Source organism: Bordetella genomosp. 4, assembly GCF_002261185.1.
Lineage (GTDB): Bacteria > Pseudomonadota > Gammaproteobacteria > Burkholderiales > Burkholderiaceae_B > Bordetella_A.
The window spans coordinates 13549-34457 of record NZ_NEVQ01000020.1; the positions used below are offsets into that span (position 1 = coordinate 13549).

A 20909-nucleotide genomic window follows, 5' to 3' on the forward strand; every position below is an offset into this window, starting at 1 on the left:
ATATAATCAAAAAAAGCGCTGCGGGCCCGATATGAAACCAAGCAGCTTATGTATTTCGAATCAGGAGACTCTCATGCCGCGTGTGCGCCATCAAAGGTATTCGCCGTGTGTCCTCCTCAAATCAGGAGCGAAAAATTGAGCGACACATCTGTCATACTGGAAGTCAACGAAGGGGTGGCACTCGTCACCCTGAATCGGGCCCCTGTCAATGCCCTGAACCGCGACATGCGACGCCGTATTGTCGCGATTTTCGATGAGATCTCAGAACGCGAAGACATCCGCTGCGCCGTATTGACCGGCGCAGGCAAAGTATTCTGCGCCGGCGCCGACCTGAAAGACCGCCCCAGCGCCGATATCGCGGGCGACTTTCTGGAGCACAATCGCATCACCCGTGAGACCGGCAATGCGATCCGGGAATGCGCCAAGCCCGTCATTGCGGCAGTGAATGGCACAGCACTGGGCGCAGGACTGGGTTTGATGGCGGCGTGCGACATCATGTACGCATCAGACGATGCCACTTTTGGCATGCCCGAGATTAACGTGGGGTTGGCAGGCGGCGCGTCCATGTTGCGCACCCTCGTCGGCCGCTCCACCCTGCGCAGAATGTTCTTTACCGGCCAGCGCCTGAGCGCTCACGACTTATTGCGCCGCAATGTCCTGGAGGACGTCCTGCCCGCCGAGGAATTGCTGCCCACAGCGTTGGCCTTGGCACACGAAATTGCCTCGAAAGCCCCCCTGGCAGTCGTCTATGCAAAACGCGCAGCCAATATGGTCGATCTCATGCCGCAGCGCGACGCATATCGTTTCGAACAAGATTTCACCATGGCGCTGGCCAAGACCGAGGACGCGAAGGAAGCCCGCATGGCCTTCCTGGAAAAGCGTAAGCCGCAGTTCAAAGGACGCTAAGCATGCTGCAACCATCCCAACGGCCCGGACAGGGTCTGGCGCCGTTCTTCGAAGCCCAAGGCATCGCCATTGTCGGCGCATCGGATGATCCTACCAAGATCGGCGGACGCCCCGTCAGCATGCTCATCAAATACGGATATGCCGGCCCCGTCTATCCCATCAACCCTAAGGGGGGAACGATTCAGGGACTGTCCGCATATCCGTCCGTCTTGGCAACGCCCACGGCGCCTGACCTGGCCATCCTCGCTGTGCCCGCAGGGGCAACGATTGCCGCAGTGCGCGAGTGTGGTGAACGCGGCGTCAAAGCAGCCATCGTATTGTCTTCAGGGTTTACCGAAGCAGGCACCGAAGGCGCGGCCCTGCAGACAGAACTGGTGGCCATCGCACGGGAATACGGCATGCGCGTTCTCGGACCAAATTGCCTGGGCGCGGTCAATGTCGCCGACAAGCTGATCGGCTCTTTTTCGATCGCCCTGGAGGAAAACATGCCTCCCGTCGGGCAGGTAGGCATTGTCTCGCAATCCGGGAACGTCGGCAGCTACACCATGCAGAGCGTGGCGCGCCGCGGCCTGGGCGTCAGCCGCTTTATCGCGACCGGCAACGAAGCCGATGTCGATGTTGCAGACGGCATTGCAGCGCTGGCCGAGGATGATGGCACTCGCATCATCCTATGCTGCATGGAAACATGCCGCCACGCCGATCGCTTGATCGAAGCGTTGCGCATCGCCCGTGAACGCGGCAAGCTCGTGATCGTATTGAAAATCGGCTCGACCGCAGAGGGCCAGGCAGCCGCCGCCTCGCACACCGGCGCATTGACCAGCTCAGACGCCGTGTTCGACGCGGTGTTCCGCCGTCAAGGCGTACTACGCGTCCGCTCGGTCGAAGCCTTGATCGACATCGGCCATGCCGCGTCGCTCCTGATGCCCAACCGGCTGCCTCAGACAAACGGCGTGACACTCGTGGCCGCCTCGGGAGGCTTTGGCATCATGATGGCTGATGCCATGAGCGAAGCCGGCCTGCAACTGCCGGCACTGGCAGACTCGACAAAGTCACGTATCCGTGAAGCCGTACCGACGGCCAGCACAGGGAACCCTGTCGATGCGTCGGCGCAGATGTCGGCCCGTCCCGACATCCTGCTGAAGATGTTGACCGCCCTGTTAGAGGATCCCGCCGAGAGCACATTGGTGCTGCTGCTGTCGCTCTCGCTCTACAACAAGCGGCTGCGAGGCATCTACCTGGAAGCCCTCACGCAAGTACGCGCCAGTCATCCCGATAGGCTGCTGATGGTCATCAGTCAAGGCCCGGCCGAAGCCGTCGAACAGATCAACGCGTTAGGCATCCCCGTATTCCCTTCGATCGACGCGGCTGCCAGCGGGCTGGCGGGATTGGTGCGACTGGGACAACTCGCGCATGCGCCGATACATATCCCGACTCGATCGGCTGCCGAACCGGTCGATCCCGCCGTGTTTCGCAGCGAGTTTCACGCCAAACGAGCACTCGCAGCAGTCGGCATCGACGTTCCCAGCGAAGCCATCGTCACCTCTGCCGACGACGCGGTACGCGCTGCGGAATCAACCGGTTATCCCGTTGTGCTCAAGATTGTCTCTGAGGACATTGCGCATAAAACCGAAGTCGGCGGCGTCGCACTGCATCTGCATGATGCGGAGGCAGTCCGGACAGCGTACGCCAATATTCTCGATAGCGTCGGCCGGCATGCGCCCGACGCCCGTATCGAAGGCATACTCGTCGCGCCGATGGTTCAAGGTGGCACGGAGTTGATTGCCGGCGTCTCGCAGGACGCCGTCTTTGGCCCTGTGGTCATGGTCGGCATGGGCGGTATTTACGCCGAGATACTGAAAGACGTCGCCTTGCAAGCCGCACCGGTCAGCGAAGACGAAGCCGCCGACATGATTCGGTCGCTGAAGATGTTTCCCCTGCTGGATGGAGCACGCGGTCAAGCCAAAGCCGATATTGCAGCAGCGGCACGCACGGTGGCACGCTTATCCGAGTATGCCTATCGGCATCGCGACGACATCGCGGAAATCGACATGAATCCGATTCTGGTTCGCCCGCAGGGCCAGGGCACGATCGTGCTCGACGCGTTGATGATCCCTGTTTCTGCATCTGCTCGCTGAGGAATAGCATGCATTTTGACCAACACGTGGCTGTGCCGGATCCCTCCGCAGGGCCAGATATCTACCGACGCCACGCGCGCGAGTGGCTGGGAAAGAATCTTCCCGACTTCATGCGCAGCGACAGCCTGAACTGGCGAGCCGCCACGCTCGCTGAAAGCAGCGAGTGGGAAGCCGCCATGTACCATGCCGGCCTAGCCGGCATGACGTGGCCCAAAGCCTATGGCGGCCATGGCCTGACATTGCGCGAACACCTCGCTGTCAATAAAGAGATCGGCGCCTTGCCCATGCCCGAGAGCGTCAGCTCTATCGGCAAAGAACTGGCCGGCCCCATCATCATGACAGTGGGAACCGAAGCGCAGAAGCAAAGTTTCCTGCCTGCCATTCTGGCTATGCGCGAATACTGGTGCCAAGGATTCTCCGAACCGGATGCCGGATCGGATCTGGCGCGCCTGCGCACGAAAGCCGTACAGGAAGGCGACCATTGGCGCATCAACGGTCAGAAGATATGGACCAGCGGCGCGGCCAAGGCCCACTACTGCCTGCTGCTGACCCGCACTGGCACAGTAGCGGACAAGCATCGCGGCCTCTTGATGTTTGCCGTTCCCATGAACACACCGGGTATTCGTGTCGTCCCCATCAAATCCATCGATGGCAAAGAATCGTTCGCCGAGGTCTTCTTTGATGATGTCGTGGTTCCTGACAGTGCTCGCCTCGGCTCGCCCGATGAAGGCTGGAGCGCCGCCATTCGCGTGCTGTCGATCGAGCGTGCGACCAATCGCATGTATCGCCCATGGCGATTCGAATGCGAACTGCGCCAACTGATTGCGGCATGCAAATCCGACTCTCGCTTATCCCAGGTATTGAACGATGGCTACGTTCAACGCCGCGTGGGCGATCTCGTCGCCGAAATCGATGGGTTGAAAGGACTGGTTGAGTTGACCGTAGAACGCCTGTCAAAAGGCGAGTCCATCGGCGCACGCGGCTCGTTGACCAAACTGTATTGGTCGGAATGCCATCAGGCCTTTGCCAGTTTCGCCCTGTCGCTGGTTTCTCAGGTTGGTCCGCAATCCAGCCCATTGGCTCGCCGGGCGCAAAAAGCCTTTACGCAAGCTTATCTCTTCTCTCGCGCTGAAACGATCTATGCCGGCACGACAGAGGTGCAATTGGACGTGATTGCACAACGCGTCATGAATTTTCCCAAGGACTTGGCATGACTATGGAAGACCTGCAACCCGAAGAATTCGCACAAGCGGCCGATGCGGCGATCACCGATGCCCTCAGCCACCAGGACCCGCGCAAAACCGCTGAAATTCTGGCCCAAGCTGGCCTGTGTGGCGTCATGGCAGCTGAGGCCGACGGGGGCCTGGGATTAGATATCAGTTTTGCATTACCCATCGTGCATGCTGCGGGCCGACTGCGCCTGCCATTTCCCCTGGCCGAGCAGATCCTGCTGGCCCATACGCTCGTCGACACCGCTGAAGGACAGGCGCTGGCCTCTGGCGAACGCATCGCAACGATTGCCTGGCAAGGCAGCCTGAACGACGCATGGATTCGTGTCGATCACGGCAATGCGGACTGGGTGCTCGTGGCGGATGACAACGGCGCGGTGCTGATCGACATCGAAGGCCTATCGCGCGAGGAACAGCCCACACTGGATCCCGATCATCCGCAGACGTGGATTGCAACGCAAGACGCACGAGTACTGGCGCGGCTTGATTCGGAATCCTGGCCGGTACTACAGCGTCAGGCGCATATCTTGTTGGCCGAATTCGCCAATGGCGCGGCAGAAGGCGCACTGCAAGAGACGGCCAACTACATGGCTACTCGCGTTCAATTCGGACGCCCCTTGTCAGCGAAACAAGCCGTGCGACATTTGTTGGCGCGCATGCGGCTCTTGCAGGAAGTATCGAGCGCTGCCATTCGTCGTACCATCCATACCGACGAATTCGGCCAAACACGCGATACGCGCCCTGCCCTCGCCGGCGCCATTGCCAATGCGGCTTTCGTCATCGAAAAAGCAATTCATCTGCATGGTGGAATGGGCTTTACCTGGGAACTGCCATTGCACCGCGCCTTGCGAGCGGTACGCAAACTCAGCGCAGCATTCGACAGCCAGGCACAAGAGAACGGCCGGGCATACATACAATCGGTATAGGGAGACATCATGCAACAAGATCTGGCTGGGCGCGTGGCGCTCGTCACCGGCGCAGGCGCCGGCATAGGGCGCGCGACGGCGCGTTTGCTCGCAGCACGCGGGGCCCTCGTGGGGATCAATGACCTGAAAGAGGAATTGGTCGCGGCTGCGGTAGCGGACATTTCCGCAGAGGGAGGAAAAGTTTTTCCTGTCGTGCAAAACGTGGCTTCGCGCGAAGGCATCACCCAGGCCGTACGCATGGCTGCGGAACACGGGTCTCGCTTTGATATCCTGGTCAACAATGCCGCATGGGTCCGCTACCAGGGCGTGCCGGACATCATGCCGGAAACAGTGGACCGGATGCTGGATATCGGCTTCAAGGCGGTGATCTGGGGCATCCAGGCGGCTACCGAAGTCATGGATCCAGAACGCGGCGGCGCCATCGTCAACGTGGCCTCCACAGCGGCCCTGAAATCGGCGCCTCTCTCCGTGGTGTACTCCGGTATCAAATCCGGCATCTTGGGTATTACCCGCGCTGCCGCCGCCGAGCTGGGCGGCCGAGGCATTCGCGTCAACGCCGTTTGCCCGTCGGCTGTTCCCACCGAAGGCACACAGCGTAATCGCAACGCGGAGCGCGATGCAAAACGCGTTGCCAGCACCCCGCTCGGGCGTCTGGGCACCGTCGAAGATATCGCCAGCGGTATCGTATTTCTGGCCAGTGATGAGGCCCGTTTCATCACGGCCCAGGCCCTGGTAGTAGACGGCGGCATTACGTTCACGACGCTCTGATATGGGCGTCTACTTGCTGACGGGCGCAGGCAGCGGTATCGGCCGCGTCACGGCGCATGAACTGGCCCGCAACGGGATACGGTGTGTGCTCGTGGATCGCAATACCGCAGCGATCGAGGCGCTACGTGATGCGCTGCCGGCCGCCGCCAGCGGCCCTCATCTCGCATTGACGGTCGATCTGACTCAGGCAGACCAAATCCAGGCGTTGGCTCATCTGGTGCCAACGCTGGATGCCATCATCAATAACGCGGGGATGACTGATCGCAGCAATCTCCCGATCGTTGATCAGGATCCTGCCAATTGGCAGCAATTGTTGGCGCTGAACCTTCACGCCCCCGCTCGCCTGGTCCATGCGCTGCAAGGGCAGCTCGCCAAAGGGGCACGCATCGTCAACGTCGCTTCAGGCGCCGGCCTGCATGCGATTCCTTGGCGTGGCGCCTATAGCCCGAGCAAGGCAGGCCTGATCGCACAGACCCAGGCTTTGGCTAAAGCGCACCCGGAGTACTGCGTCAGTGTGTTGTGTCCCGGGTTCGTGCGCACGGAATTAGTCGATGCACTGATCGCCTCAGGACGCCTCGATCCCGCCAAAGCCATGTCGAAAATCCCGTTGGGACGCATGGCGGAACCCGAAGAGATGGCCTACGCCTTGGCGTTTCTTGCCAGCCCTCAGGCTGCCCCGATTTCGGGAGGCGTACTTTCCGTGGATGGCGGATCGTCGGTTTTTGGAGGCAGTCAGGCCTATACGCCGACTGACCATGTCAGGGTCCCGGCAGACTTCCCTTTGGCGTTGACCATGCGGGGAGAATGGGCCAACCTGCAAAGCAGTCCGGTCGGTCGCGGCTACCCTGCCACCATTGACGCAACCATTCTGGCCAGCCCAGTGGGACAGCGCCTGAACGCAGCATTCGATGCCGTCCGCCGCTTCGATCTGGCTCAGCCAGGCAGCTTGACGCTGTTATTGCCCAACGAAGAAAGTGGCGATTGGGAAGACGCCGGCGATCTCGCATCGACGCGAATGCTGGTGTCCACTCTGGCCAGCGAATGGGGCCCAAGCGGGCGACGCGTTAATGCCGTGACAATCACCCGGCGCTGTATACCCGAAACACTGACACCCCTGCTGCACTTTATCGCCGGCCCCAAAGCGCAATATCTGACAGGACAAACACTGTGCGCACGATGAACGACCTCGAAGCCATCAAGTCGCGGTTTATCGCGCTGCGGGGTTATTGGCGTCCCTGGACAGCGAGCCTGTTGCAGGCCAATCCGGCGTTTCTGATTCACTACGCTGAATACGCGGGTTATCCGGCACAAACCGGTCCTCTCAGCGCACGTATGGTCGAATTGATCTACGTAGCGCTCGATGCATCGGCAACCCATCTATACGAGGCAGGCGTTGCCACTCACATGCGTCTCGCGCAGCAAGCAGGTGCAAGCGAAGCGGACATCTTCGACGTACTGCATCAAGTGACGCTACAAGGCGTCAGCGCCGTTCTGCATGCAGCCGACCTGCTGCATGAGGCGGCCCCTCTGCCTGCATTGCCCGACGACGACCCCTTATGCGTTCGCATCGAAAAGCGATGGCCCGCAGAAGCAAAGCGCTTGCGACGCCTGGCCAGCCAAGACCCGGGGTACGTATCGGTATTGCTGGATTTTGTAGAAGGCGGACTGCCCGAGGGCGGGTTGAACGATTCCGAGCGCCTCTTGGTACGCCTTGCTCTACATGCGTGTTTTACTCACGGCGATATGGAATCCACGCGCGCATTGATAAACCAGGGATTGACGCTTGGACTGACCCGCGCCGAGCTGTTGCAAAGCATGCAACTAGGAGGACATCTCGCGGTACATGGCGCAGCGTTGGGAGCGACCGTACATGCAAAAATATCGCCGCCTGCAGAATGACTACATCGGCAGCGCCTGATCGCAAATAGGCAGGTACTCGCTCACTCAGCCGAATACCTGCCTTTTTTGTCGGCTTAGTAGTGAACCACGCTACGAATCGACTTGCCTTCGTGCATCAGATCAAACGCACTGTTGATCTCGTCCAGCTCCATGGTGTGCGTCACAAACGGCGCCAGCTCGATCTTGCCCGACATCGCGTCTTCGACCATACCCGGCAATTGCGTGCGGCCCTTCACGCCACCAAATGCAGTCCCCAGCCACCGGCGCCCCGTCACCAACTGGAACGGACGCGTCGAGATTTCCTGGCCGGCGCCAGCCACCCCAATCACAACAGATTGTCCCCAGCCACGATGCGCACACTCGAGCGCAGCGCGCATGACATTGACGTTGCCGATGCATTCGAACGAATGATCCACACCCCAGCCAGTCATGCCCACGATGACTTCCTGGATAGGCTTGTCAAAGTCCTTCGGGTTCAAGCAATCAGTCGCACCAAAAACCTTCGCCAGACCGAATTTGTCAGGGTTCGTGTCGACAGCAATGATACGGCCTGCCTTGGCCTGACGCGCCCCCTGAATCACAGCCAAGCCTATGCCACCTAGGCCGAACACCGCAACGGAATCGCCCTCCTGGACCTTGGCAGTGTTATGCACAGCACCGATACCCGTGGTCACGCCGCAACCCAGCAGACAAACATGCTCCGGGTTCGCATTCGGATTGATCTTGGCCAGCGACACCTCCGCCACCACCGTGTATTCGCTGAAGGTCGAGCAACCCATGTAGTGATAGACAGGTTGGCCGTTGTAGGAAAAACGCGTCGTCCCATCAGGCATCACACCTTTACCCTGCGTGGCGCGTACGGCCACACACAAATTGGTCTTGCCCGATTTGCAGAACAGGCACTCCCCGCATTCGGCCGTATAGAGCGGAATGACATGGTCACCCGGCTTGACGCTGGTGACGCCCTCGCCTACTTCGACCACGATACCCGCACCTTCGTGGCCCAGGACGACTGGGAACAAACCTTCGGGGTCCTCGCCGGACAGCGTGAATGCGTCGGTGTGGCAAACACCGGTATGCGTAATCTTGATGAGCACTTCTCCTTTACGGGGAGGTTCGACATCGAGCTCGACGATCTGCAGGGGTTGGCCTGCGGCAAAAGCGACGGCGGCACGTGATTTCATGGGTAGCTCCGTAAAGGGAAAAGGCAAACTGCGTCAGCCTGGCTGATGCATTGATTATTTCAGGTAAGTGCGAACCAGAGTCAAGAGCTCTTGTACGCGTTGATCGTATTGGGCCTCGGATTCGGACGGCTGGCTAAAGCCCTCGCGAATATGCGACTCCAGGACTTCCGACATGAGTCCGTTGATCGCCCCGCGAATGGCGGCGATCTGCTGCAGCACCGGGCCGCAATCCGCCCCTGCCTCGAGAGCCCGCTCCAGGGCGTCGCACTGTCCACGGACACGGCGCACGCGCGCGAGCACACGCTTTTTTTCGTCAGGAGAATGGGGCATGGCGAAAAATGGGCATAAAAATATACTAGAGGGGAGTATATTGAACATGTGGCGGATGAAGCAAGTCCCCCTACAGAGCCCCGTATAACGTGAGGCGAAAACCTCCAACGTTGTAACGCCCCATCATCCTCGGGGACGGCTGGCTCAATCGGTTTACCACCGCAGTACAATTCCCGTCGTTTTTACAGGCCGTGTGAGCCAGCAGACTACGCACGCCGGGCCGATCACCTGGCGTCAGGCCCCCTCGCGAAGCACACCTCCCTTGTTTTCCCCACTACGCCCGGTCGCCCCCGACAGGGTGAGGTGTTTTACTCAGTCGCTTCTTACGAGGACATCATGTCGCGGCAGTTGCTGGCCCTGGTGCTGGCTCCCATTTTGGGTTTGTTTGTTGTCTGTATCGGCAACGCTTTTATTTCCTCATTGAGCACGTTACAGCTGGACGCCGCCGGCGCTTCAGCCACTGTCATCGGGATCATTTCCTCCTCTTATTTTGTGGGCCTCACGATCGGGGCGATTTTTCACGACCGCCTGATCGTGCGCATCGGCCACATCCGGGCCTATAGCGGATTCGTATCGCTGATTGCCGTGACGGTCCTGTTACAAGGCCTGATCTTTAACCATACGGCCTGGTTCGTCCTGCGATTGATCAACGGCTGGGCCAGTGTCGGCGTCTATCTGGTAGTCGAAAGCTGGTTGCTGCTGGCCAGCGACCCGAAAATACGCGGCCGGCTGCTGGCGATATACATGATCGCCCTGTACGGGTCCGGCATGTTGGGACAGCTGGAGCTCGGCACCATCACGCAGTGGGGAGAGATGGCCCCCTACATGGTGGCTGGCATGCTGGCCTCGCTCTCTGTGCTGCCCATGGTGATGATTCCTCGGGTATCCCCTTTAGTCGAACGCGTGGAACCGCTATCTCCGCGCCAGTTGCTGCGCATGACGCCCACCGGTGTAATGGGCTGCTTTGGCTCAGGCCTGGCCATCGCCGCGATTTACACGCTGCTGCCCCTCTATCTGCAACGCATCGACCTGAATGTCGACGAGGTCGGCAAGATGATGAGTATCGTGATCCTGGGCGCGATGCTGCTGCAATACCCGGTAGGCCGCTGGTCTGACCTCAAAGACCGCCAGGTCACGCTCATCGTACTGAGCGCAGCTTGCGCGATACTGTCGCTCGCGATCCTGTTGCTACCTAACTCGCCATCGCTGTTGATGATCCTGCTGTTCTTGCTGGGCGGCGGCGTATTCGCCATTTATCCAGTAGCGGTAAGCCATGCGGCTGACCGGGCTCCGGCGGATGCACTGGTACGCATGATTCAGGGCCTGTTGCTGATCAACTCTCTGGGTTCCGCCATCAGCCCCCTGCTGATCTCGCCTGTCATGACAAAAATGGGCGCCCCCGGCCTGTTTTGGGCATTTCTCGTGCTTAATATCGGGCTGACGATTTATTTTGTCATGCGCCGTAAAACGCGCCCTGCGCCGGCACCTATCGCGCCGTTTACTGCGGCAGCGCAGATGTCGCCGGTCGGTGTGGAATTGCGTGTCACAGAAGACTTGGTCCAGGGCGCGCTGGATCACGAAATGGTGGAACCGCTGGAAAAAGTGGAACAACCGGTTGGTTGACGCGACCTAAGCAGCCCACGTCGCCGGAATTCCAGGATCGGCGCCCGATGCTTGTGCGGCTTCGCATTTGGAGCCCGACCTCGTGAACGCCACCACGTGCGCCCCCCGGCTGCCTGCTATCTCAGATAGATTTGTAACGGAACAACCACCAGGCGACCAGCCGTTTTCGGGCTGTTCTCCCTATACAATTTCCACGTGGGTTTTTGACATAGAACGCTAGCAGTAGTTAACTCGTATATTCACATGGCCGCGAGACGGCCGTCGTTTTCTCCGGCAGTCATTTCCCGATAGGGCCTCATGGTTTTGTTCGGGATCCGGCTACCGGTCAAGCCGATCACAACATTCCCTTTGGAGCATTCATGAGCAGTTATCCCGACACTCTCCTGTTGATAGACAACGAATGGCGCGAAGCCAAAGGAAATAAGCGCATTGACGTGGTCAACCCGGCGACCGGCGCCAAGATCGGCCAGGTCGCCAACGCGTCGCGCGAGGACTTGGACGACGCTCTGGCCGCCACGCAACGCGGATTCGAGACCTGGCGCGAAATGTCTGCCCATGAGCGTTGCAGCATCATGCGCAAGGCTGCCGTTCTGGTGCGTGAGCGCGCCGACGACATCGCCCGTCTGCTGACCCAGGAACAGGGCAAGCCGCTGGGCGAAGCCCGTATCGAGGTCCTGGCAGGGTCGGAAATCATCGACTGGTTCGCCAACGAAGCCTTGCGCGTCTACGGCCGTATCATCCCGGCCCGTAACACCGCCGCCCAGCAGATGGTGCTCAAAGAGCCCGTCGGCCCGGTCGCCGCCTTCACGCCGTGGAACTTCCCCGTCAACCAGATCGTGCGCAAACTCGGCGCAGCGCTGGCATCGGGTTGCTCGTTCCTGGTCAAAGCCCCCGAGGAAACCCCTGCCTCGCCAGCCGCGCTGTTGAACTGCTTCGTCGACGCCGGCATCCCGAAGGGCGTGATCGGCCTGGTATTCGGCTCGCCGGCCGAGATTTCCAGCTACCTGATTCCGCACCCGATCATCCGTAAAGTGACCTTCACCGGCTCCACCCCGGTCGGCAAGCAATTGGCCGCGCTGGCTGGCCAGCACATGAAGCGCGTCACCATGGAATTAGGTGGCCACGCCCCGGTGATCGTGGCCGAAGACGCCGATGTCGAATTGGCAGTCAAGGCCTCTGGTGGCGCCAAGTTCCGCAACGCCGGCCAGGTCTGCATCTCGCCGACCCGCTTCCTGGTGCACTCTGCCGTCAAGGCCGACTTTGAAAAGGCCTTTGTGGCTCACGCCGAAAAGCTCAAATTGGGTGATGGCTTGACCGAAGGCACCACCCTGGGCCCGCTGGCCAATGACCGCCGTCTGGCCGCCATGGACAAAATCGTCAAAAACGCACGCGAAAAAGGCGCGCGCATCGCCACAGGTGGCGAGCGAGTCGGCACTGCCGGCAACTTCTTCGCCCCGACGATTCTGTCCGACGTGCCGCTGGATGCCGACGTCTTTAACGAAGAACCGTTCGGCCCCATCGCCGCGATCCGCAGCTTTGAGACCCTGGACGAAGCCATCCGCGAAGCCAACCGCCTGCCCTATGGCTTGGCCGCTTACGCCTACACGCGTTCGTTCAAATCGGTCACCGAGTTGTCGCGCCGCCTCGAAGTCGGCATGGTCTGGATCAACCAAGCCGCATCGCCGTCGGCCGAGCTGCCCTTCGGCGGCGTCAAGGACTCTGGCTATGGTTCCGAGGGCGGCCCCGAAGCCCTGGAAGCCTATCTGGTGACCAAGGCGGTTTCCGTGGTCGGCGTCTGACGTCCATCGCTGACTGACGTTTAAAATCACACCGCCCGCCGATCAGTGATGATCGGCGGGCGGTGTGCTTTGGGCAGTGCAGATATCTGCTATTGCACCACTCGAATCACGTCCACATCGAACTCAATCCCTTTGCGATCAAGATCGAGTTCCCCGTGGAGCTCGACCGTCGTTTTATCGTCGATCTTCACGCCAGCCGGAAAATCATGATCGTCGATATCGACACGAATACGCCCGGTACCATCGTCGAAGGTGTAGTGATCACCACCATCGTGCGACACAATGCGGCCGCGCAATATAGCCTTTTGGTCGTCTCGTCCGGTCTCGATCAGTGTCTTGACCGACGTCACTGCGACTGAAGACGGCCCCGTATAGCCCCGTTGCGCGCCAGCGGGCACGGAGCTCGGTCCGGTGTACCCCTGAGCGGATGCGCCACCGGCCGCCAACGCCCCGGTGAGAGCGGCGCTGGCCAGCAAAGTACGGGTCACAGTCATGAAACGAAAAGAGTGGGTCATAGCATGGCTCCTAGTGCGCATTGCGCGATCATTGTTGAACACAGCGCTATTAAATACAACGAAGATTAAGTGAATCTGAGCCGCCCACCCAACACTTCAAAGTCCATTTGCCAGCGGTCAATACGCGGAGATCTGCCCCCTCAGCGTGGGGACTTTAGCGGAAACGCCAACACTACCCCTAATCCGCGGCCGTCCAATCCAGGACCGAATTGCAAATCAGCATGATGCAGCTCCGCCACTCTGGCCACAATCGACAATCCCAAGCCACTGCCCTGCACCCCGCTGCCCAGCACGCGAAAAAAGCGTTGCGTCAGCCGTTGACAATCAGCATCCGAAACGCCATCGCCATCATCGCGCACAGCCAGCGTAACTGTGTCGCCGGCACGCTTGGCAGTGATCTCGACCCTGCCGCCCACTCGCCCGTAGCTAATACTGTTGTGCACGAGATTGCGCAATGCCGTTAACAACGCATCGCGATTCCCGGCAAGCGTCGCAACGTCGCAGTGGACCGATATCGCGATATTTCTGGCAGCGGCCTCTGGTGCACAGGCCCTGACCACCTCCTCCAGCAACGCCCGGGTATCGAGCGTGTTCGAGACCAGGGCGTCGGCCGATTCTGGGTCCAGACGTGCCAGTTGCAGCAAGTTCTCGACCAAGGCGGTGCTGCGGGCGACATCGTCTCGCAGCCGTTGCAGATCTGTCGCAACAGATTGCGCACCTTCGGTAGATAGGCGACGTTGCATCACCTGAATCCTCGAGGCCAGTGCGGCCAAAGGCGTACGCAATTCATGCGCGGCATCGGCGGTAAACCGGCGCTCGCCCTCGAGCGCCTGAGCGAGACGCGACAACAGGCGGTTCAGGGCAACGACTACCGTGCGCACCTCTCGTGCGTTGCCGTCATACATCAAGGCTGACAGATCCGCGGGGGATTTGGTTTCCATTTCGCGGGCCATCCGTTCTAACGGGGCAACCAGGCGCCGGATCAACCACCAATTGACCAGACCCAACAAGAGCCACAATCCGATCAAGGGCCAGGCCAAAGATTCCAGCATATCGACGATGAGATCGGTTCGATCCTCCCATTCCTGGCCGATCTGCACGGAAAACCCCAAGGAATCATGCTTGCGTATATAAACACGCCAACGCTTTCCAGACGCCTTGACATCATAAAAGCGATCATCGCGCTTGCCGGGATCTACAAAAGGACGTTTCGGCGCATCCTCGCCTCGACGGATCACGACACCCTCGCGCGAAATGATCTGATAATCAAGCCGCAACGCGGGTTGCGCATCGTCATCGCGACTGCGCGCAGGCAATCCCCCTGCCGATATTCCCTCGCCCAGCGCCAACACGAGCCGGGCGCCTTCTTCGAGCGTATCGTCAAACGTATCGCTGACCTCTTTCCAGGCCAGAGCCAGCACGATGACCGTACTGATCACACCCACGGCGATACTCGAACCCAGCGTGGTCGAGATCAGCCTCCGACGCAGCGAATAACCGCGAGGCGAATCAGCCGGTGAGCCTTTACTAGTACGGCGCCAACGCATATCAATCCGCCAGCCGATAACCCTGGCGCCGGATCGTCTTGATCGACTCAGCCGAGAGCTTGCGGCGCAGGTTATAGATATGCACCTCGATCGTGTTGCTTTCTACTTCGTCGCCCCAGCCATACAGGGACTCCTCGAGTTGAGCCCGCGAGACGACGTGCCCCGGACGGCGCAGCAGCGCATGCAACACGGCAAACTCGTGAGCAGTCAGTTCGACAGGCCGGCCCTGGAACGTAACCTGTTTGGCAGCCAGGTCCATCGTCAACGCCCCATGAGACAGGGCCGCATCCGGACGTCCGTCATGCCGGCGTATCGCCGCGCGGATCCTGGCCGACAGTTCCTCCAGATCAAAGGGTTTGACCAGATAATCGTCTGCCCCGAGGTCCAGCCCCTCGATGCGATCTCGCACGGCATCGCGCGCAGTAATCATGATGACGGGAATGGTCTCTCTACGTATCCGCAGCGCGCGCAACAGCGCATCTCCGGTCAAGCCCGGCAGACCACGGTCAAGCAGCAGGCATTGATAATCGTGCGTGCTCAAGGCGGTTTGCGCCAAATCACCGCGCGTGACACGGTCGACCGCATAGCCATCGAGAGTCAGCCATGACTCGATGGACTCGCCCAATGAAATATCGTCTTCGGCCAGGAGAATACGCATTCGTCGACTATACGCCCGGAGATGAAGTGAATCTTAAAATGGAACGGCTGCCCAGACATCATGTGCCTCAAGCGGCCACTAACCTCAGCAGAGTGATCTCGGAGGGTGCCCCCAATCGCTTGGGCGGCCCCCAATAGCCCGTACCACGGCTGATATAAACCCACATATCCTCGACACGATGCAAACCTGCAACGAAAGGCTGCTGAAAACGCACGAATAGATTCCATGGAAAAAACTGACCTCCATGCGTGTGGCCCGACAACTGCAAGGCGTAGCCCGCCTGAACAGCCGCCGACGCGCTGCGGGGCTGATGCGCCAGTAACACGCTGACGGCGCCGGCGGGCGCCCCCGCCACCGCTTTGACCGGATCGCTGGCCTGCGCCGGATCGAAAGCGCCGGCGCTATAGTCCGTCACACCAGCAACAATGAGCTGTGCATCCGCATGCCGCAATACAACATGCTCATTCATCAACACTTGCAACCCTAAACGGCGAAACTCAGCCACCCACGAATTCACGCCCGAGTAATACTCGTGATTGCCTGTCACCAGATACGCACCATGACGCGCCGTCAATCGGCCCAGCGGCTGAGTGTGTACGGACAATTGCGCCACCGGCCCGTCGACGACATCCCCCGTCACCGCGATCAAATCAGGTTGCAACGCATTGACGGCCTGCACAATATGCTCGACATAACCGTGCTTGATCGTGGGGCCGACATGAATGTCGCTGATCTGCGCGATAGCAAACCCTTGTAGTGCTGAAGGCAGACCGGCGATAGGCACATCGACTCGCCGCACACGTGCCAATCGCCTGGCATTGAACGCTCCCACCAGCGTGGCAGTCGACGCCAAAACCACGACAACCACGGCGCTGATGAACTTGAGCTGAGTCAGCGGCAAGGTCGCGGATGTCAGGTCTCCCACGACAAAGACGATCGTCAATACGGCGTCCCGCAGCAAGGTGCACACGAATGTCGACGAGAACAGGCCCATCATCACCAGCCCGACGCCAGCCACCCAATCGGCCCAAGGGCGCGCCGCAAACGGCCGAATGACCAAGGAAACAGGCATCAGGATGCAAGACGTGACGAGGACTGCCCACGCAGCCCACTGCTGGTCCCTCGTCAGATGCAAATCGGGAATCAGCCGCAGCCCGACGTAGACATGGGCGACAGCCACTATGGCAACAAGACGCAGCAGAAAAAATACTCTAGGCATGATCAGCGAGGCGCGCCGCGCCGCCATGACCATCACGGCAACGCAGCAATTGGAAGAGAACCGGTTGCCATCTTACGCGCTTGCCCGCAACAATGCCGCCCTTGACGATGACAACGCGATGTCTGCGTTGCCGGCGCCCGCCGGCATTGCCACGGTGTCTCAGTTGATCGTGATCTTGCGTTCTTTGATGAGCTGGCTCCAGCGTTGACGCTCTGTTTGCTCGAATGCGGCGAGCTGCTGCCCGCTGACAGTACCCGCCGTCGCGCCCAAGGCTTCGAACTGCGCTTTCACCGCGGGCGTTGCGAGTGCCTGAGTCGCAGCATCGATCAGCTTTGCCTGGACTGCATCAGGGGTACCGGCTGGCGCGTACAACGCAAACCACGCCGTCACATCAAAGTCCTTGAAGCCAGATTCTGCAACTGTCGGCACATCGGGCAAAGACGGCAAGCGCTCTGCCGAGGTAACGGCCAGCGCGCGAATCCGCGAGCCGTCTTTCAATTGGGTGATCGTGCTAGGCAGGTTGTCCATCAACACGTCAACCTGCCCGCCGATCAGCGCAGGCATCGACCCCGACACGCCCTTAAACGGTACATGCAGCATGTCAATACCCGCGGCTTGTTCAAGATAGGCTCCGGTCAAGTGCACCGACGACCCGACCCCCGGCGATGCATACGAAACGGGCTTGTCCTTGCTTTGCTTGGCCTGGGCAACCAGATCCTGCAACGTCTTGAACTTCGAGTCTTTACGCACCGCGATGACGTTCGGAGTCGTGAACACCATCGCCAGAGGGACAAAGTCCTTGCCCGGATCATAGGGCATGTCGTTGAACAAAAACTGATTGATGGATTGCGTACTCACGGTCCCCATGGCGATGGTGTAGCCATCAGGATCCGCACGTTTGAGCATTCCCATCCCGATGTTTCCCGTCGCGCCAGGACGATTGTCAATGACAATGGATTGCTTCAGGAAAGGCCCCATGGCCTGGCCTATCGTACGTGCCGCCAAATCAGTCGTGCCACCGGCGGGATAAGGAACAATCAACGTAATCGGCCTCGATGGATACGTTTCCGCGTGTGCGGCAAAGACCATACTGCCAATGACCATCGCGCCCAGGGCTTTATATAGCTGACGTCGTTTCATCGTTTGTTGTCTCCATCCATCTGAGGCTTGTTGGAAATGCCCGGGCCTCGAACCGGGCTATTGACCGCTACACCATTAGTTCAATCAGAAAAGGAGTTTGCTTGCCGAAGCTGCTCTTCATCAGATCGCCGCACTGTTCCAATGTGCTCGCCCGCGCTGCCTCGACCCCCATTGCGTTCGCAAGACCAACCCAATTCAGCGAGGGATTGCCCAGTTCCAGCATGCTCATTGCAGTCTCACCGGGCGTCGCGCCCACGTTCTTATATTCTCCAATCAGGATGTTGTATTTGCTGTTGTTCAAAATGATCGTGGTGCACGGCAGTTGCTCGCGCGCCTGTGTCCACAGCGACTGCAGGGAATACATCGCCGAGCCGTCTGCCTGCAAACTGATGACGCGCCGCTGTTTCTGCGCGCCAATAGCCGCCCCGGTCGCGACCGGCAAGCCATCGCCGATGGCACCGCCCGCCAGATGCAGCCAATCGTTCGCAGGCGCTGCGTGGGTGAACTTATAAAATCCGCGGCCGAACGAAACACTCTCGTCCGACACAATCGCGTTATCGGGCATCAATGCCGCCACCGTCTGCGCCAGCCCTTCGGGCGTGGGCGACCCCGTTGCCACCTCCGGACGCGGACCCGGATCGGGAATTTCGGCCTCGGGAGCATTCAGCGCCAACACCAGCGACCGCAAGGCTTTCACCGGGTCCTGATCCGGCCGCGACAACACTTGAATTTGTGTGTCCGGCGCATACTGCGTCGAGGGCATTCCAGGATAGCCAAAAAAGCCGACCGGCGCCTTGGCGTTCACCAGAATGATGTGCTTGAATCGCTCTAGCGCTTTGAGTGCGGCCTCCATGACATAAGGCGTGCGCTCAAGCGGCAAACGCCCCCGGCCGCGCGCCACCTGTGCCGTGACAAAGTCCGCCATCAACGTAGCCCCCGTGGCCTGCGCCACACGCCAGAGCAGCCCCTGGGCCTCGCTCAACGCCGCAGGCCCGCCGACCAGGATCAGCGTATCCGGACCGTATGAACGCAGTGTTCTCGCAGCGTTCTCGATCGCATTGCCGTCCACTTCAGGTGCAGCGGGCACGGCCAACGGAGCGCCGACCACGCCCCCGTCATTCCACGACACATCCGCCGGGAGAATCAATGTGGCGATCTGCCCCGGGAACACTTGAGCCGCCGCGATAGCCTCTGCCGCATCGCGGCCGAGATGCTCGCTTTGCACACTCGTGCGCACCCATTGAGAAACCGTCTGCGCCATCCCGGCTGTGTCGGCCGTCAGCGGCGCATCAAAGGGACGATGGAAAGTCGCCTGGTCACCGACGATATTCACAATGCCGCTGCGAGCGCGGCGTGCGTTATGCAGATTACCCATGCCATTGGCCAGGCCGGGGCCGCAATGCAACAGCGTGCATGCTGGCTTGCGAGCGATGCGGAAATAGCCGTCTGCCATCCCCGTCACGACGTTTTCCTGCAGACCCAACACGCATTTCATGCCTGGGACTTGGTCCAGGGCCGCGACAAAGTGCATTTCGCTTGTCCCTGGATTGGCAAAACAAGTGTCTATACCCGAAGCCAACAACGTCCTGACCAGACTTTCAGCACCATTCATGCAAGCTCTCCATCATGTTTTATCGCTAAACGCGTCGATTCTTACGAGATAAGCGGCGACGTAGAGCCATTAAACCATGCTGATCTGGCTGTCAGGTAAAGCGATGAGCGTACGTCTGGCTCAGCCCCTGGTATATCGGGTCACTGCCCGATAATCCTTATTCGGCCCAGAGACACAAACATCGGTCTCGTACGCATCCGGCAGACTCAAGCGATACACCACCGAATAGATATCTTTACCGCAATAATGCTTGTCCGCGGCCGTCAACACCCCCGTGATCTCGCCGCTGAAAGCCAGTTCGACAAAGGTCTTTCCCTCGTCCGGCCCATCATTGAACAGAATCACCAGAGACTCGCCCTGCGCGAGAAACTTGTAGCGGCGCGTACATCGGACAGTGTGGCCGTTATGCAGTCTCAACACCCCTTCTTCGTGATAGAGCAGGACGTCATTCTCTATCCGGGAAAACGTCGCGTTGCCTCGCATCGTTGCGTGCTCTTGCTCGATGCTGCGACTGAGCTGCCAGTGCCCTTCGAATTGGTCCAATAACTGGGAAACACCCATAACGCCCGTCTGCCGACTATCAAAACCCGTATAGATTAGCCGGATTATCGACAAGAATCAGGTCTCTCACGGTTTGCGACGGGCACCAGCTGTCCAGTAACGCCAGCAAAGACCGATCATCCGGACGTTGCAGCTGGCCGGGGTGGGGCCAGTTGCTTGCCCATAGACAACGCTCTGGATAATGACGGACCAGCGTTTCCGCCAACAAGCCCACGTCACGATATTCCGGTGCGCCCGTACGCGATGTCTCGTACATGGCCGAGAGTTTGACCCAGGTATTGCCGGTGTCCAACAGCCGTCTCAATGCGGCAAAGGCGGGGTCCTGGGGAGTCACCGGTTCCAGGAATTTTCCGACATGATCGATCACGATCCGGCAAGGCTGCCGTGCAATCAAGGCCTCGTAATCCGCAAGCGTGCGGCCATCCAGTTGCAGATTGATATTCCAGCCCAGTGGAGCAATACGTTGAGCGACCGGAGACAAATCATCCCATGTCATGATGTTGCCGCTGTTGGGCACCATCTGAAAACGCACACCCATCACGCCGACTTGTCCCAGCAATGCCAACGCCTCGTCGGTCGCTTCTAGCGGCATGGAAATGATGGCGCGAGCCGATCCTGCAGCGGCCTTCAGCGCGTCGAGCGTACAGCGGTTGTCGAACCCGTAGCCCATCGCCTGCACAATCACGCAGCGACCGATACCGAGTTTTTCCCGCAAAACCAGATAATCGGCCCAGCTGGCCCTGGGAGGAGAAACCGGAGACTGCTGTGGCAATGGATAGGCATCCAAGTCATAGACATGCTGATGACAATCGCAACCATCGACGGGAATCGGCCAGCGTGCCTGGATCATGGCATTCT

General features: G+C 59.7%; 20 protein-coding genes. 10 read left to right on the top strand and 10 right to left on the bottom strand.

Features of this window, described 5'->3' with window-relative positions; all coding sequences use genetic code 11:
• The first annotated feature begins 135 nt into the window (after nucleotides 1–135).
• Genes CAL20_RS19560 through CAL20_RS19590 form a run of 7 tightly spaced genes read left to right on the top strand, consistent with a single transcriptional unit; the run spans nucleotide 136 to nucleotide 7863 of the window.
• Complete coding sequence (locus CAL20_RS19560; protein WP_094822873.1) at nucleotides 136–906, top strand: enoyl-CoA hydratase/isomerase family protein; 771 nt, start codon at nucleotides 136–138, stop codon at nucleotides 904–906.
• 2 nt (nucleotides 907–908) lie between these two features.
• Nucleotides 909–3041, top strand: a complete 2133-nt coding sequence (locus CAL20_RS19565; RefSeq protein WP_094838710.1) for an acetate--CoA ligase family protein — start codon at nucleotides 909–911, stop codon at nucleotides 3039–3041.
• A gap of 8 nt (nucleotides 3042–3049) precedes the next feature.
• Nucleotides 3050–4255: an acyl-CoA dehydrogenase family protein gene (locus tag CAL20_RS19570; RefSeq protein ID WP_094838711.1), complete on the top strand. Its 1206-nt coding sequence runs from the start codon at nucleotides 3050–3052 to the stop codon at nucleotides 4253–4255.
• Complete coding sequence (locus tag CAL20_RS19575) at nucleotides 4252–5196, top strand: acyl-CoA dehydrogenase family protein (protein WP_094838712.1); 945 nt, start codon at nucleotides 4252–4254, stop codon at nucleotides 5194–5196. The genes CAL20_RS19570 and CAL20_RS19575 overlap by 4 nt, the downstream gene beginning before the upstream one ends.
• 9 nt (nucleotides 5197–5205) lie before the next feature.
• Entirely contained in the window at nucleotides 5206–5964 is a 759-nt protein-coding gene (locus CAL20_RS19580) for an SDR family NAD(P)-dependent oxidoreductase (protein ID WP_094838713.1), read from the top strand.
• Between the two features lies 1 nt (nucleotide 5965).
• A complete protein-coding gene (locus CAL20_RS19585) occupies nucleotides 5966–7144 on the top strand; it encodes an SDR family NAD(P)-dependent oxidoreductase (RefSeq protein WP_094838714.1) in 1179 nt (392 codons plus the stop codon).
• Complete coding sequence (locus CAL20_RS19590) at nucleotides 7141–7863, top strand: carboxymuconolactone decarboxylase family protein (RefSeq protein ID WP_094838791.1); 723 nt, start codon at nucleotides 7141–7143, stop codon at nucleotides 7861–7863. The genes CAL20_RS19585 and CAL20_RS19590 overlap by 4 nt, the downstream gene beginning before the upstream one ends.
• 74 nt (nucleotides 7864–7937) lie before the next feature.
• Here CAL20_RS19590 and CAL20_RS19595 read toward each other — a convergent pair whose 3' ends face one another.
• Entirely contained in the window at nucleotides 7938–9047 is a 1110-nt protein-coding gene (locus CAL20_RS19595; RefSeq protein WP_094838715.1) for an S-(hydroxymethyl)glutathione dehydrogenase/class III alcohol dehydrogenase, read from the bottom strand.
• Nucleotides 9048–9101: 54 nt separating this feature from the next.
• Nucleotides 9102–9377: a formaldehyde-responsive transcriptional repressor FrmR gene (frmR, locus tag CAL20_RS19600; RefSeq protein ID WP_094822875.1), complete on the bottom strand. Its 276-nt coding sequence runs from the start codon at nucleotides 9375–9377 to the stop codon at nucleotides 9102–9104.
• Nucleotides 9378–9713: 336 nt separating this feature from the next.
• On the opposite strand from frmR, the gene CAL20_RS19605 reads away from it, so the two are divergent.
• Both CAL20_RS19605 and CAL20_RS19610 read left to right on the top strand, forming a co-directional pair.
• Nucleotides 9714–11000, top strand: coding sequence for an MFS transporter (locus CAL20_RS19605; RefSeq protein ID WP_094838716.1), 1287 nt, complete (start codon nucleotides 9714–9716; stop codon nucleotides 10998–11000).
• Between the two features lie 359 nt (nucleotides 11001–11359).
• Nucleotides 11360–12799, top strand: coding sequence for an NAD-dependent succinate-semialdehyde dehydrogenase (locus tag CAL20_RS19610; protein ID WP_094822753.1), 1440 nt, complete (start codon nucleotides 11360–11362; stop codon nucleotides 12797–12799).
• An 89-nt stretch (nucleotides 12800–12888) separates the two neighbouring features.
• Here the strand turns inward: CAL20_RS19610 and CAL20_RS19615 are convergent, their stop codons facing one another.
• From CAL20_RS19615 to CAL20_RS19630, 4 genes are all read right to left on the bottom strand, one after another.
• Complete coding sequence (locus tag CAL20_RS19615; RefSeq protein WP_094822754.1) at nucleotides 12889–13314, bottom strand: YgiW/YdeI family stress tolerance OB fold protein; 426 nt, start codon at nucleotides 13312–13314, stop codon at nucleotides 12889–12891.
• A 140-nt stretch (nucleotides 13315–13454) separates the two neighbouring features.
• On the bottom strand, nucleotides 13455–14861 hold the full coding sequence (locus tag CAL20_RS19620) for an ATP-binding protein (protein ID WP_094838717.1): 1407 nt from the start codon (nucleotides 14859–14861) through the stop codon (nucleotides 13455–13457).
• A 1-nt stretch (nucleotide 14862) separates the two neighbouring features.
• Nucleotides 14863–15519: a response regulator gene (locus tag CAL20_RS19625; RefSeq protein WP_094838718.1), complete on the bottom strand. Its 657-nt coding sequence runs from the start codon at nucleotides 15517–15519 to the stop codon at nucleotides 14863–14865.
• Nucleotides 15520–15586: 67 nt separating this feature from the next.
• Nucleotides 15587–16738 carry a metallophosphoesterase gene (locus tag CAL20_RS19630; RefSeq protein ID WP_094838719.1) on the bottom strand — a complete coding sequence of 384 codons (1152 nt, stop codon included), beginning with the start codon at nucleotides 16736–16738 and terminating at the stop codon, nucleotides 15587–15589.
• On the opposite strand from CAL20_RS19630, the gene CAL20_RS19635 reads away from it, so the two are divergent.
• Entirely contained in the window at nucleotides 16737–16946 is a 210-nt protein-coding gene (locus CAL20_RS19635; RefSeq protein ID WP_094838720.1) for a hypothetical protein, read from the top strand. The two genes, CAL20_RS19630 and CAL20_RS19635, sit on opposite strands and share 2 nt — an antisense overlap.
• Here the strand turns inward: CAL20_RS19635 and CAL20_RS19640 are convergent.
• From CAL20_RS19640 to CAL20_RS19655, 4 genes are all read right to left on the bottom strand, one after another.
• Nucleotides 16898–17878 (bottom strand): Bug family tripartite tricarboxylate transporter substrate binding protein, encoded by a 981-nt coding sequence (locus CAL20_RS19640; protein ID WP_094838721.1) that lies wholly within the window; start codon nucleotides 17876–17878, stop codon nucleotides 16898–16900. The genes CAL20_RS19635 and CAL20_RS19640 overlap by 49 nt on opposite strands.
• Nucleotides 17879–17945: 67 nt before the next feature.
• The gene (locus tag CAL20_RS19645; protein WP_094838722.1) at nucleotides 17946–19490 is read right to left on the bottom strand and encodes an acetolactate synthase large subunit; all 1545 of its coding nucleotides are present in this window, start codon (nucleotides 19488–19490) and stop codon (nucleotides 17946–17948) included.
• Between the two features lie 120 nt (nucleotides 19491–19610).
• The gene (locus CAL20_RS19650; RefSeq protein WP_094838723.1) at nucleotides 19611–20051 is read right to left on the bottom strand and encodes a DUF6314 family protein; all 441 of its coding nucleotides are present in this window, start codon (nucleotides 20049–20051) and stop codon (nucleotides 19611–19613) included.
• A gap of 19 nt (nucleotides 20052–20070) precedes the next feature.
• Nucleotides 20071–20901 (bottom strand): amidohydrolase family protein, encoded by an 831-nt coding sequence (locus CAL20_RS19655; RefSeq protein WP_094838724.1) that lies wholly within the window; start codon nucleotides 20899–20901, stop codon nucleotides 20071–20073.
• Between the last annotated feature and the right edge of the window lie 8 nt (nucleotides 20902–20909).